This is a genomic window from Pseudomonas parakoreensis, from assembly GCF_021602155.1.
GTDB classification, from domain to species: Bacteria; Pseudomonadota; Gammaproteobacteria; order Pseudomonadales; family Pseudomonadaceae; genus Aquipseudomonas; species Aquipseudomonas parakoreensis.
Map to the genome: position 1 here is coordinate 1 of NZ_BQHY01000003.1, position 12,937 is coordinate 12,937.

General features: G+C 55.0%; 14 protein-coding genes and 1 pseudogene. 6 read left to right on the top strand and 9 right to left on the bottom strand.

The window, feature by feature from the left end; all coding sequences use genetic code 11:
• Positions 1–126: 126 nt before the first annotated feature.
• Together L6D63_RS04765 and L6D63_RS04770 are read left to right on the top strand one after the other, a co-directional pair.
• A pseudogene (locus tag L6D63_RS04765) lies at positions 127–972 on the top strand (glycosyltransferase family 2 protein); the annotation flags it as partial.
• The gene (locus tag L6D63_RS04770; protein WP_010951444.1) at positions 966–2,420 is read left to right on the top strand and encodes a phospholipid carrier-dependent glycosyltransferase; all 1,455 of its coding nucleotides are present in this window, start codon (positions 966–968) and stop codon (positions 2,418–2,420) included. The pseudogene L6D63_RS04765 and the gene L6D63_RS04770, both read left to right, overlap by 7 nt.
• Positions 2,421–2,502: 82 nt before the next feature.
• Here the strand turns inward: L6D63_RS04770 and L6D63_RS04775 are convergent, their stop codons facing one another.
• On the bottom strand, positions 2,503–2,724 hold the full coding sequence (locus tag L6D63_RS04775) for a hypothetical protein (RefSeq protein ID WP_010951443.1): 222 nt from the start codon (positions 2,722–2,724) through the stop codon (positions 2,503–2,505).
• A 266-nt stretch (positions 2,725–2,990) separates the two neighbouring features.
• Here L6D63_RS04775 and L6D63_RS04780 point away from each other — a divergent pair, with 266 nt between their 5' ends.
• On the top strand, positions 2,991–3,578 hold the full coding sequence (locus L6D63_RS04780; RefSeq protein ID WP_010951442.1) for a hypothetical protein: 588 nt from the start codon (positions 2,991–2,993) through the stop codon (positions 3,576–3,578).
• A gap of 57 nt (positions 3,579–3,635) precedes the next feature.
• Here the strand turns inward: L6D63_RS04780 and L6D63_RS04785 are convergent, their stop codons facing one another.
• Both L6D63_RS04785 and L6D63_RS04790 read right to left on the bottom strand, forming a co-directional pair.
• The gene (locus L6D63_RS04785) at positions 3,636–5,054 is read right to left on the bottom strand and encodes a heavy metal sensor histidine kinase (RefSeq protein ID WP_010951441.1); all 1,419 of its coding nucleotides are present in this window, start codon (positions 5,052–5,054) and stop codon (positions 3,636–3,638) included.
• Positions 5,051–5,725, bottom strand: a complete 675-nt coding sequence (locus L6D63_RS04790; protein ID WP_003253457.1) for a heavy metal response regulator transcription factor — start codon at positions 5,723–5,725, stop codon at positions 5,051–5,053. Before L6D63_RS04790 ends, L6D63_RS04785 begins: the two co-directional genes overlap by 4 nt.
• Positions 5,726–6,414: 689 nt before the next feature.
• On the opposite strand from L6D63_RS04790, the gene L6D63_RS04795 reads away from it, so the two are divergent.
• Positions 6,415–6,741 (top strand): DUF2790 domain-containing protein, encoded by a 327-nt coding sequence (locus L6D63_RS04795; RefSeq protein ID WP_010951440.1) that lies wholly within the window; start codon positions 6,415–6,417, stop codon positions 6,739–6,741.
• A gap of 32 nt (positions 6,742–6,773) precedes the next feature.
• On the opposite strand, the gene L6D63_RS04800 is transcribed toward L6D63_RS04795, so the two are convergent.
• From L6D63_RS04800 to L6D63_RS04810, 3 genes are all read right to left on the bottom strand, one after another.
• Positions 6,774–7,124 (bottom strand): DUF3147 family protein, encoded by a 351-nt coding sequence (locus tag L6D63_RS04800; protein WP_011953105.1) that lies wholly within the window; start codon positions 7,122–7,124, stop codon positions 6,774–6,776.
• A gap of 157 nt (positions 7,125–7,281) precedes the next feature.
• Positions 7,282–8,187, bottom strand: coding sequence for a cation diffusion facilitator family transporter (locus L6D63_RS04805; protein WP_010951438.1), 906 nt, complete (start codon positions 8,185–8,187; stop codon positions 7,282–7,284).
• Between the two features lie 54 nt (positions 8,188–8,241).
• Complete coding sequence (locus L6D63_RS04810; protein ID WP_079732563.1) at positions 8,242–8,580, bottom strand: zinc ribbon domain-containing protein; 339 nt, start codon at positions 8,578–8,580, stop codon at positions 8,242–8,244.
• Between the two features lie 490 nt (positions 8,581–9,070).
• Here L6D63_RS04810 and L6D63_RS04815 point away from each other — a divergent pair, with 490 nt between their 5' ends.
• Positions 9,071–10,768 carry a phosphoethanolamine transferase gene (locus L6D63_RS04815; RefSeq protein WP_003298414.1) on the top strand — a complete coding sequence of 566 codons (1,698 nt, stop codon included), beginning with the start codon at positions 9,071–9,073 and terminating at the stop codon, positions 10,766–10,768.
• 122 nt (positions 10,769–10,890) lie between these two features.
• A complete protein-coding gene (locus L6D63_RS28615; protein WP_003253468.1) occupies positions 10,891–11,019 on the top strand; it encodes a hypothetical protein in 129 nt (42 codons plus the stop codon).
• 143 nt (positions 11,020–11,162) lie between these two features.
• Here L6D63_RS28615 and L6D63_RS04820 read toward each other — a convergent pair whose 3' ends face one another.
• The 3 genes from L6D63_RS04820 to L6D63_RS04830 form a co-directional block, all read right to left on the bottom strand.
• A complete protein-coding gene (locus L6D63_RS04820; protein WP_003298411.1) occupies positions 11,163–11,369 on the bottom strand; it encodes a hypothetical protein in 207 nt (68 codons plus the stop codon).
• A gap of 14 nt (positions 11,370–11,383) precedes the next feature.
• Positions 11,384–11,593, bottom strand: a complete 210-nt coding sequence (locus tag L6D63_RS04825) for a hypothetical protein (protein ID WP_003298409.1) — start codon at positions 11,591–11,593, stop codon at positions 11,384–11,386.
• Positions 11,594–11,813: 220 nt separating this feature from the next.
• Positions 11,814–12,737: a hypothetical protein gene (locus L6D63_RS04830; RefSeq protein WP_010951435.1), complete on the bottom strand. Its 924-nt coding sequence runs from the start codon at positions 12,735–12,737 to the stop codon at positions 11,814–11,816.
• Positions 12,738–12,937: the final 200 nt, after the last annotated feature.

Below are 12,937 nucleotides of genomic sequence, written 5' to 3' on the forward strand. Positions count from 1 at the left end.
GTAAAGGTAAACTTTTTCGACTTTGGCGTCGGGACGCATCATGAGGTGCTGGCTCCAGAAAGAGATCGGGAGCGCAGCATCGGGCTTCAATGGGCGGCTTTGAATGTGTGAGTGATGGATCGGTTACAAATCCTCTATGTCGACGACGGCAGTAATGACCGGACGGCCGACATTCTTCGCCACTATCAGGATGGGTCATCTGTACGTTGCCTGTCCCTGAGTCGCAACTTCGGCAAAGAGGCTGCACTGAGCGCCGGGATAGACCATGCCCGTGGCAGTGCGCTGATCTTCATTGATGTCGACCTGCAGGATCCACCAGAGCTCATCGCGGCCATGGTGGACTACTGGCAACGCGGCTACGACGTGGTGAACATGCAGCGCAACCTGAGAATCGGTGATTCGTGGTTCAAGCGCATGAGTGCCCGGGCTTACTACTGGGTCATGCAGCGCCTGGTGGAGAAGGTGGACATGCCGGCCGATGTCAGCGATTTCCGATTGATTGGGCCTGCGCCGCTGGCAGCCCTGCGGGCCCTGGATGAACGCTCCAGGATTCTCAAAGGCATGATCGGCTGGGTAGGCTTTCGTACCATCGAACTGCCCTACAATCGCACTGTTCGCCATGCCGGGAGCACCAAATGGAATGCAGCTGGCCTGTTCAATCTGGCCATCGAGAGCATCGTCAGCTTCTCTCGCAAACCACTGCGCATTTTCAGCCTCATCAGTTTCGGTCTTTTCGTCTCCAGCATCTGCTACATGCTTGCGTCGCTTGTGGCAGGCAGTTTCGACATCCATCACCTGATCGTCGGAATGGCTTCATTCATGTGCGTCGGTGTCGCCATGGTGGGGGAGTACCTGGGCGTGACACTCGCGGAAGTGAAGCGCCGGCCTCTCTATTTCCTGAAGCACAGCAACAAGGCAGATCCCGTGTCACTCCACCCTTCGATGGCTTCGATCGAGGGTAAGAAATGCTGAACCTGAAGAACGAGAGGACGCTGTGGTGGGTCCTGGGTTCGATTTTGCTATTGCGTTTGGTGGGGCTGGGCATCTACCCGCTGATGGACACATCTGAGGCCCGTTACGCTGAAATGGCTCGCAAGATGGTCGAGTTGAATGACTGGATCACGCCCATGTTCGACTACGGGGTACCGTTCTGGGGCAAGCCTCCGTTGTCCTTCTGGACCCAGGCCGCGAGCATGACGGTCTTCGGCGTTAACGAGTTCGCTGCGCGCTTCCCAGCGTGGCTACTCCACCTGGCAAGCTGTTTCATCATCATCAAACTCGGCACGCAGCAGATTTCTCGTAACGCCGGCATCTGGGCTGCCATTATTTTTTCCAGCACCACACTTGGCCTGGTCTCCAGCGGTGTTGTGCTGACTGACCCTGTTTTGTCGTTCTCGATTCTGCTGGCCAGCTACGGTTTCTGGCGTTGGATGAAGTGCGCCAGCAAGGCGGATGCCTACCTGATGTTCGCAGGTCTCGGGCTGGGCTTGCTTGCCAAAGGGCCGCTGACCCTGGTGCTTATGGGGGCGCCGGCATTCGCCTGGTTCGTTATCTACAAGGAATGGGGACGGGTACTGAGGCTTCCCTGGATTAGCGGCCTTGTACTCATGTTCGGTATATCCGTGCCATGGTATGTCGCGGCCGAGATGAAAACGCCCGGCTTCATGGAGTACTTCTTCGTTGGTGAGCACTGGAGCCGCTACGTCGTCAGTAACTGGGCAGGGGACCTCTATGGTAGTGCTCATGCCAAGCCGTACGGCAGCATCTGGATCCAGCTCGGATTGTCGCTACTGCCATGGGCCTTGTTTCTACCACTGTTGATCCGCAAGCGTGGATCGATGCAGCGCTTCAAAGCCTACCTCTGGCTGTGGGCCTTGGCGACACCGGTCTTCTTCACATTTGCAGGCAACATTCTGTGGACCTACCTGCTACCCGCGCTGCCAGCGTGGGCATTGCTGCTGTCTGCACGGGTCAGCGAAGTTGGCCCGAAGACCACCTGGGCTGCCGCTGCGAGCGCATTGGTGTTGCCAATCATCGGTGCGGGCATCATCTACGCCGGGGTACTAGAGGAGCGCCCTCAGAATCAGCGGGATGTGGTTCAAGCCTGGCTCAATGTGCAGTCTGCTCATTCCGCTCCCCTGATCTATCCTGGCCGCCGCTCATACTCGTCGGAGTTTTACAGCAGCGGGAAGTCCGAGAACATCAAGGATCCTGCCAAGTGGCCGCGGGATGGCTCGTTCTATCTGTCCAGGCGCTTGCGAGACAGCAAGGATGGTCTGCCCGCTGATCTAGCTTGCACATCGATCACCGAAGCGAACGCCAGCCAGCTCCTGCTGTGCCATTGGAAACGCCCCGCACAAGGTGCCGAGGGTCTGGCCGGAGAAAGCAATGCGGAAACGCCTCGCAAGAACGAAGGCTAAATTCCAAGCACAAAAAAGCCAGGTTTTACCCTGGCTTTTTTGTCGATTTCTTTCGTCATTTGAAGTCCTATTTAACCGCCGATTAATTGTCGGCTTGTTCCTTACCATCCTTGCTTTCTTTCTTTTGCTCTTGAGCGACTTGTTGTTTGTTCTGGTCCGAAGAGTCATCGCTCCATAGGCGAGCCTGTTCGGTTCGGAAGTTCTCGTTGAACTGTTTCGTTCGCTCGAAGCCGCCTTCAGCGTAAGCGGTACCCATGAGACCCAGCAGCAGGCTGCCAATAGCGATAGATTTGACAAATTTCATTGTGAACCTCGGTTCATACTAGGCCAACCTGATTAGCGGCCTTTGTTGGTTTGTAGTTTAGGAACGCGAAGCTAACGACAAGGTGAGTCAATAATTACAATTCCGTAATTTTGGCTGCAGATAGGATGCGTTAAATCTTCAAATCTGGAAGGATCATGTCTATCTCGGCACTGTCGAGGGCGACTTCGAATTTTCTCTTAAATTACAATTTTGATATCTAGCGCGTTAATTCAGCGCGGCGTTGTTGGCCGCCCTAGGAGATAGCCATGAATGACATAGAGCCCTGGGCAGTTGCTATCGGTGACTTTCGCCGCTGCACTGAAAAACTCACTGTCCAGCTCGATGAGCTGACCTCGCAGACGCGCACCTCCAGCGCTGTTCTGGAGAGGTCGAACGAACTGGTGGAGCAGGTGGACGCTGTCGGCCGGCAGATTCAGGAGGAGGTGCGAAAGGCGGAGAAGGCTTGGTCGAACGCGGAGGAGGTTGCCTTGCGCGCCGCTGCATCAGCGTATTCAGCTGCATGCCGCGGAGTCGACACCGCCATCCAGCCACTGATCTCGGAGCTTACAGCAGCGACAAAGGCGGCGGACGCCTCTATCCAGGAGCTCAAGCGGGCACCGGTGCTGGCCAAGCGTTATGTGATGGTGGTCGCCACGGCGTTCTTCATTCTGGCGCTGATCTGTGTCTACTCGACCATGCGCCTGATCGATGCCGCCGGCAGCGTAAGTGCTCAAGAGAAAGTGAATGCTCAGTACTTCTCACACCTGTGGAAAAACGCCAATCCTGACGAACAGAAGATTATTAAGTCGGTGATTCTGCGGTCGCCCATGGACCCTGTGGTCCTTCGGCACTGATGCATTGAGGCAAACAAAAGGCCCGTCGATTGACGGGCCTAATCGTGTCTGCGCAATTTAAGCGGCGGTCATTGCCGGCTGCATTTGCTGGGCTTCCGGAAAGTGAAGGTGGAACCAGGTGAAGTTTTCTTCGGTCACCTCCACGCTCGCCGATCCCTGGTGCAGACTCATGATCGACTGCACAATGGCCAAGCCAAGACCGGTACCGCCTTCGCTCCGTGCTCGGCTCTTGTCCACACGGTAGAACCGCTCAAACAAGTGCGCGTGGTGTTCCTTGGCAATACCACGGCCGGGGTTGCCGACACTCAACGTCGTACCGCTCGCACTATGCTGCACCTTAACGTAGACCGTGCGGCCGCGAGGGCAGTAACGGATCGCGTTCGAGACCAGATTCGAGACGGCACGTTGAACCATCAGGCGATTCCCGCGCACCACGTCATCACTGCCGGAGATCTGCAGCTGAATCTCGCCTTCTTCTGCTGAAATGCTGAAGAGATCGCACACTCGCTGAACCTCGTCGACCAAGGAGACGGATTCGAACTCCACCATTGATGCTGGATGACTGACCTGGGCCAAGAACAGCATGTCGGAAACCATGCGGCTCATGCGGTCCAGCTCTTCTGTGCACGACTCCAGAACCTCCCGGTACTCGGAAAGCGATCGTTCTCTGGTCAAGGCAACCTGGGCCTTGCCCATCAGGTTGGAAAGCGGTGCTCGAAGTTCGTGAGCAAGGTCGTCAGAAAACTGCGAGAGCTGCTGAACCCCATCATCCAGGCGAGCCAGCATGATGTTGATGCCGTCGGCGAGCATTTTGAGTTCTGCCGGCATCCCATCAGTTGGAAGGCGATGGTCGAGGCTCTCGGTTGAGATTTTCGAGGCGATCTTGAGGAACTTGGTCAGTGGTAGCAGGCCTCTGCGCACAGTCCACCAGCCAATGGCCAAGATCAGTGCGAGGATGACGGGGGACATCATCAAGGCCCAGGTCAGCAACGCATCGAGCAGCGCCTCACTGGATGACTGGTCCATGGTCATATAGACGCTGACCTCTGTTCCATCGCCCAAACGCATGATTCGAGAAGCACTCAGCAGAGGACGGTCCTGCGTATCACGCCATTCGTGCTCTTTGGGCTGGGCCGCCGGCTGAAACTTGTGCACCTCCAGATTGACCTGTTTCGAGCCAATCGAGAGCAGGGGAGTCTGATTCTGTGAGGTATCGAATATGCTCACATACAGGTTGTTGTGGCCCATGACCAAATCGACAAGCTGATGCGCATCCGCGTTGACGCCGGAGATGTCCGGGATGGTGGACAGGTTGTGAGCCATCCCCGCCATCTTTACTTCCAGGTCTGCTCTGGCATTTCTTTCCAGAGCCTTGCCTACCATCAGATAGCCAAAGGTGGCGAACAGAAGCAGCAACGCTGCGCTCATCAACCCAACTTTTAACCCCAGCTTTGCAGCCAGGCTGAATGGCCTCATGCGCGTTCCTCAAAAACGTACCCAACGCCACGAAGCGTGTGAATGAGCTTGGTTTCAAACGGGTCATCGATCTTCGAGCGCAAGCGCCGGATGGCTACATCGATGACATTGGTGTCGCAATCGAAATTCATATCCCAGACCAACGAGATGATCTGAGAGCGAGTCAGCGCTTCGCCCGTTCGGCTCATGAGCAGGTGCAGAAGCGCAAATTCCTTGGTGGTGAGATCGATGCGTGTGCCACCGCGGAAGACGCGATGGCGGACGGAGTCGAGTTCCAGATCGGCAATTTTCAGCGAGCTCTTCTCGACTAACTCATCACCACGGCGTTGCAGCGAACGGATGCGAGCAAGCAGCTCAGGGAATTCGAATGGCTTCACAAGGTAGTCATCCGCGCCGCCGTCCAAGCCCTTGAGCTTGTCATTGATGCGTCCGCGGGCGGTCAGCATGATGATGCGGACCCGGCTGGTCTTACGGATGGTTTCCAGCAGGTCCCAGCCGTCGATACCCGGGAGGTTCACGTCCAGGAGGACCAACGAATAGACATTAGTGTTGAACAAGTGCAGAGCATCTACACCGTTGTGCACGATATCTACGACATACCCGCTTTCGGATAGGCCCTGCTGAAGATATTCGGCAGTTTTAATTTCGTCTTCCACAACTAGAACGCGCATAACTTATCTCAAGGTGTGAGGAAGGAGTTGGCCTAATCCGCCAAGATTATGGTTGCAGGCTGTTCGAAAGTTTGGCTGAGGGTATGGCATGTGGTAGTCGCTACCTCTGTCCATACGCCGGGTCACCTGAGGACGCTTGAATCTTAACGCGAAGAAGCTGGCCGCGGCGAAATCCTACAAATTTGTAATGTAGCCGCAAGATTTCTGACAGTCATGCAGGCTCCACCCCTAAGCATAGCGGATTCTGGGGCCTGCGGCGGTGTATGACAGATTCGCCTGGCAGGTGGAATCGGCCAGGACAGGCAGCATTTCGGTCGTTAGCTTGCAAGGACTGGTACTGGCCTTGGATCGAGGGCGCCACGCAGGCAGACCCCATGCACGGCCGCAAACCGCAGCGCCTTTCTGCAAATTAGTTCACGTGGCGGCTCGATATTCTCTCGAATAATTATCTTACAATCTATTACATGTCCAAATTGTAATTGCACGATCATCTTGGTGTTAGCCTCCTTTGCTAGTTTAAGGGCAGCGGAAGAGGCATCGCTGCTTTGGAAATTGTCTCATTTCAAAGCAGCTTGGCAAGAGCACCGAGCAGTTGTTCGCGCCAGTGCATTCACCTGTAAACCATACGCTCCTTTGGTAGGTGAATTTTAGCGCCCCCCTACGGGCGCTTTTTTATTAAGGGACTTCTTATGAACACTACTGTATCAGCGATCGCCGTGTTTATGCTCTTTACATCACTAACAGCCAATGCCCAAAGCGGTATGGAGATCAATAAACACATCGAGCGTACTGCTAGAGAGGCTACAGCGGATTATGCTCAACGCGTAAAAAAGCCCATGCCTCAACTAGAAGACTACGCCTATGGCATGGACCTGGACGTTGGTAAGTTGGTGTATGTATCACCCAATGTGCGGTACTGCGGTAATGTAAGAAGCATGATGACCTACGAAGACTCGAAAGGCGAACTGCACATGGTTCGCTACCTGGTGAAGGGCGAGTGTGTTAATAGCCGTTAAGACTCATCAAGATGATCCCTGCGGCCACCGGATCATAGAAGCTCAATGCCGAACCGGCGCAGCAGTATGGCGAAGCCTCCGAAGCTGGCCATTGTGATGAGGATGCTGCTGATCAGTGTCGGCCAAAAGCCGAGCTTAGGTAGCAGCAATGGAAAAGCAATAAACATCGGCAGGGTCGGAAGCACGTACCAGAACGTGTACCAAGCATGGTTGGAGATCTTCTCCATGCTCTGGTTCTCTAAATAGAGCCAGACCAACGTCACGACCGTGACCAAGGGTAGGGCGGCGACCAAGCCGCCCAGCTTGTCGCTGCGTTTCGCCAGCTCTGACACGAGAATCACTATACCGGCAGTGAGTAGGTACTTCGTGATGATCCAGGCCATCGCTGAGCCTTCTGGAGGTTGTTGACGAGGGCAGGCGAAGCCATTCACCAACCCCCTTGAAGCGCTCCTGCCGTTTACGGCATCCCTCACCGCATTTTTTTTGCAACATCACCCTCAGCCAGGAGGGTGATGTGTTTGCATGGTGTTTACCGATCGGTCAGTGCGAGGGTGAGGGAACGCTCTCGTGGAAAGCTGCCCGCTCGATCTGGATGGTGCAGTGATGGATTTCGAATGCATCGCTGACAGCATCCACGACGGCCGCCAACACAGCATCCCCATCTGCAGAATCCCGAACCACTACGTGCGACGTCATCACGTTACTGCCACTGCTGACAGCCCACACGTGCAAGTCATGAACGTCCGTCACGCCATCTACTCCGAGGATGGTGGCCTCGATTGCCGTAACGTCGAGCCCCCTCGGGACACCCTCCATGAGGATCCCCAGGCTTTCGCGAAGCAACTGCCACGTCCGCGGCAGAACCCAAAGGCCGATCGCCACAGCGACAATCGTGTCGACCCAGGTCCAGCCGGTGAAGCGGATGATAAGTGCCGCGATGATTACGCCAAGCGAGCCGAGCATGTCGCTCCAAACTTCGAGGTAGGCTCCTTTGACGTTGAGGCTTTCGTTGCTCGCAGATGCCAGAAGGCGCATCGAAATTAGGTTGATGATCAGGCCGGCGATTGCGATCCACATCATCGCTCCGGTAGCGATCTCCGCCGGCATGAAGAAGCGCTGGTAGGCCTCATACAAGATGTACATCGCCACCAGGAAGAGCAGCACGGCGTTGAACGTCGAAGCCAGAATTTCCAGGCGCGCATAGCCGAAGGTTCTTTTCTGATCCGCCGGCCGCTTGGCTATCTGAAGTGCAATCAGTGAGATCGCCAAGGCGGCAGTATCTGTGAACATGTGAGATGCGTCCGACAGCAGCGCCAGGCTGCCGGTAATCCACGCACCGATCACTTCTGCAATCATGAAGCTGCCAGTCAAGCCGAGCGCCATGATTAGCTTCTTCTGATGCCCCTCGCGTACTGCAGCGCTGCCATGGTCATGATTTGAACCCACGTATTTCTCCTTGCGCAGGGTTGTGGTCTCGTTGGCCTTCCTGTCTACCTAGCCTTAGAGCGTCGCTTGGCCACACTGACTGCAAAATCTTGCTCCTGCACTCAGCAGCGAGCCGCAGGCGGTGCAACCACTCGATAGCGGTGTTCCGCAGTTTAGACAAAAGCGTGCTGACGGATCGTTGGCCGTCCGGCACTGCCTGCAGCCCTGCAGATCTTTGATGGGGGCAGGAGTGGGAGGGCGCCCGCCGTCATACACCTGATTACCGCCGTCGCAGCCCTGCTGCCGGCCATGGCGATCATATTGCTCGGCCCCATGTCCCCCGCTGTGGTGCTTGCCTCCACCGTGGTTTCCACGGCCATGGTGCCCGCCCAGGATGTTTTTGAAAAAGCTCATGGTATTCGCCCCTCATTGATGGGTGACATATTAACGAGCAAAAGTTGAAAATTATGTTCTGCTCGCGAGAAAGACTTGTAAGTTGAATTGAAAGTTCAAAATTAGCCTACGACAAAACGAAACCGTTTTGTTTGTGAAATTAAATTTATCTAGCTGAGCGGAGCATTGCTTTTGGTGGGTAGTATTCCCCTAATTTTGATCATAGCGTGATCAATGACAATCAAAACAGCAGTAATTGGATTTCTGTCAGCATTGTAATCCCGAGGTCATCGTGTCGTTATCAGGTCCCGGAAATAATGCGCTCAGCGAGATTCATTTCTCTTTTTATCCCTATGCCTCACACATACTAAGCGTCCCCAACGCCTAGGGGCCTAAGGCCTCTGACGCTCCGCACATTGCGCAATCGCTCAGCATCTGTCGACGGTTTGCCTTGTAGCTCCCGCTAACTCCATAGCTACCGCCATGGATAAGCAGCTTCCAGAGTTTGATAATGACACCTTCCAAATCCATTGTTCACACCCTGTTAAGCAAATGGATCTTTGCTATTCGCAATGCGCGGCAGAAAGGCATCAGTACTAATTTGCTAATCGGCCTGGTGACTTTTTGGTTACTGCTATTCGCGAACGCTGAGCTCTGGAACGTGCTCTGGAAGCTGGTATTCAAAACCGATGAAGTGAACTGGCAGCTAGCGGCTAGCCTCCCAGTCATAGTATTCGCATGGGTGTTTACCGTTCTGAGCTTGCTGTCATGGGGGCGGCTGGCCAAACCCATACTGTGCCTGGTACTGATCAGCGCGTCTTTTGCGAGTTACTTCATGAATGCCTACGGCATCGTGATCGATTACACAATGTTCACCAACGTTGTGGAGACCGACGTCGCTGAGGCAACCGAGCTGCTGAATTGGAAGCTCGGTCTTTGGGTCGCAATGGTTGGGGTGTTGCCCGTCTACCTGATTGCCCGGGTTCCCCTCCGGCGCAAGCCTTGGGCCAAAGCTTTGGTCAGCAGGTTCATTGCTCTGTCGCTCGCTCTGTTGACCTTATCTGGCATCGCGTTGAGTCAGTACCAGTCGTATGCCTCCTTGCTGCGCAACAATCGGGAGATCCGGCTGATTCTGGTACCTACCAACTTGTTTGCGGCTGGCCATGGGTACCTGAAGCGTCAGCTGGCCTCACCTAAAACGCTGACGGCCATTGGTACTGATGCGGTAGTTAATCGACAGGGTGCGGCTCGTAAACCCAGGCTGCTGGTACTGGCAGTAGGAGAGACCGCTCGCTCCGCCAACTTCTCCCTCAACGGCTACTCCCGTGAAACGAATCCGGAACTAGAAAAGCGAAATGTCATTAGCTTCACGAACGTGAGCTCCTGCGGTACCGCTACCGCGGTCTCGCTGCCATGCATGTTCCTGGACGTGGGTAAGGCCCAGTACAAAGATGGCTTGGCCAAGAGCCGAGAAGGGCTGCTCGACGTGCTTCAACGCGCTGGCATCAGTGTCATGTGGACTGACAACAACTCGGGGTGCAAAGGGGTCTGCGACAGGGTTCCCAACCACAAGGCTGCCTCTCACGCGGATTCCCAACTGTGCACCAGCGAGGAGTGTAAGGACGGGGTGCTGCTCACGGAGATGCAAGACTTCATCAAGCGCCAGGAAGGCGATGCTGTCCTGGTGCTCCACTACAAAGGCAGTCACGGCCCGGCCTACTACAAGCGCTACCCCTCGCAATTCAAGAAATTCGCACCGGTGTGCGAGACCAACGAGCTCGACAAATGTAAGCAGGAGGAGGTGGTCAATGCCTACGACAACTCAATCCTCTACACCGATTATGTGACTGCAAATCTCATCGATATCCTGGCGGCCAACACCAAGTTCGACACTGCGCTGATGTACGTTTCGGACCACGGCGAATCGCTGGGGGAGGGTGGGCTCTATCTACACGGGCTGCCTTACGCGATGGCTCCTGACGAGCAAACAAAGGTGCCGTTGGTACTTTGGATGTCTGACTCGCTCGCGAAGAGCGAAAAGGTCAACGTGGGTTGTTTGAAAGCTCAAACCACGTCACCGCTGAGCCACGACAACCTGTTCCACACCGTGCTCGGCATGATGAACGTCCAGACGTCTTCGTATCGCTCAGCGCTGGATTTCACTGCCCCTTGTAAGCCCTTTGTCGGAGGCTCTTATTCTGGCCTCTGAATGTTCGATGTGGACCGGATCATCGGCCAGGCGGTTCTGCACCAGCCTGCTTTGACAGCTGAGAGAAGCTGGACTAATTACATAGCTGCATTCAACAACCCAAGCGGAAAAGGAAGTTTTGCATGAGCATCAAGCCAGGCCCAAAGCGCACCAATGAAGATGGCACTCCGGACAAAAGGCAGCGAGTCACCCCTGAAAAGCAGAAGGACCATCCGGACCTGAAACCCCACAAGCACAAAAAGGGGGAGTAAGAAAAAAGCAGCTCTCGGGAGCTGCTTTTTTTTTGGGGCTGTGTGCAAACCCTCCCGACCGTCTCGCTGATCAATCGGACCGCGTCGTGAGTCTTCCGCTTGGCTTGATGGATTCTGAAGCTACCTCCGGATCGGTTATCCCTTCAGTGCGGACGACGAGACTGATATCCCAGAGCGTTGAGCTGATACTCGCTGACAGCCCGAAATTGTGATTCTGCGATTTGACGCAGGCGCTCAACCTCTTCGGCAGATGAGCCAGAAGCCTGCGCCTCGTGGTATTGCTTCATCGCATCCACTGCGTCGGTATACATGGGGTGGTCGGGGAGAAGAGCTGGCATCTTTTTCGTCATGTAGCGGCAGGTCCTCACTGGATAGTCGACGGTGGTTTACCTGCTTTGAGGAGCTGAAAATCAATGACCGCCTGATAGAGCGAATCTGCCAATGGGTGAAGACGCTGTACCTCAAGGTCTGGCAATCCAGCAGCCTCCGCTTCGTGGGCCTGTCGGATAGCTTCAAGCGCTTGCCTCATCAGTGGCTCACCAGCCTCGACCATTCCAATGAATGTGCGCTTCACAACATTTTGCTCCATTCAGCTGAAGATGAATTATAGGACACCGCGGCGTGGCAAGGCCCCGAGCAGCATAGGTGTTCGACGCCCGACTGAACGAATCAATGAGGAGCGCGCTGGCCTGGGGAGTGGCCAGGGCGCGTGTCGTAGCTACGTTGTAAACCACTTTTTTTCACTGTAAACCACTGTGGTTACAGTGAAAAAAAGTGGTTTACAACAGGCCTCCTCAGGCCTGAGTCAGCTCCAGCAGATCGCCCAGTTCCTCCCGGGCCATCTTCACTCTATCCATTCTGCGATAAGGATGATCAACCGGCATCCGGATAAGGGATTCGAACCAAGCCGAATCGAATTTGATGACTTCCTTGTGAATGTGCTCAAGCTCACCTCCGCGAGGCTGTGACACTACAAACTCCATGCTTTCAACCAAGCCGGACGCTTCACTGTCTTTGACGATTCGATGGCGGATGAAACTCATTTTGAGATCAAAATATGCCGCCTTCGAACCAGGCACCTTCTTCGATTCCAGCCGACCAGTGCTGCTGATTTCCGCCCCTGGCACCTCAGCGGCAATAGCTTTCACCAGCTCAGCATTTCCAATGACCTTCTGGCCAAACAGGCGGGTGGCGTCCGACATGTAAGCAAAGATCCATGGCACATTGCGAAGCGTCGCGCCGGTATAGAGGTAGCCACGCTCTCCCTTGTAACGCTGCAGCATGCCTCTCAACGCGTTCTCGGAAAGGACCAGTTGGGTCTCTTTCTCCAGGATGTAAACCACGCGATCGAACTGTTCGATCAATAGCTTGAGAATCTTCCGTGGGACGCCGTCAAACCTGGTTTTTCGTTCTGTTTTCTTGTGCTGGCGAGGCTGGAAGTACGGGCAATCGTTACGGGCCTCACTATCAAATGGAGCGATGCCGCGAATGCTCTTAGTAGCATGTTTCCCGAATGGGTTCTTCACGTTAGGCGGTAGCTCATACAGCCCAACCAGCTGGACAGGGTTGTCGCATGCCGGGCATACAGCAAACTGAGCTAGCTTGCCGGCACTTCCAGGCTGGTACCATGGATCTCTGCGGAAGGTCTCGGCCTCGAAACCTTCCTTGTCGATGATCTTGCTTTCTGTGTCTTCGATGCGGACCTTATAGACATCCATCTTTGCTGAAACCGTATCAATAGAGGGTCTCTGGATGGTAACGAGCGAGGATAGGCAGCAGTAGGCCTAACTGACCCTTTTGGTGGTCACCCACTGGTTTGAGGCCCGCCCAAAGCATGCCTGATCGACCTGGGCGGGCCCTAGAAACAACTAACCCCCTGGTGCGCAGTACAGGTCTGGGACCTGCCCGAGGCGTGGGG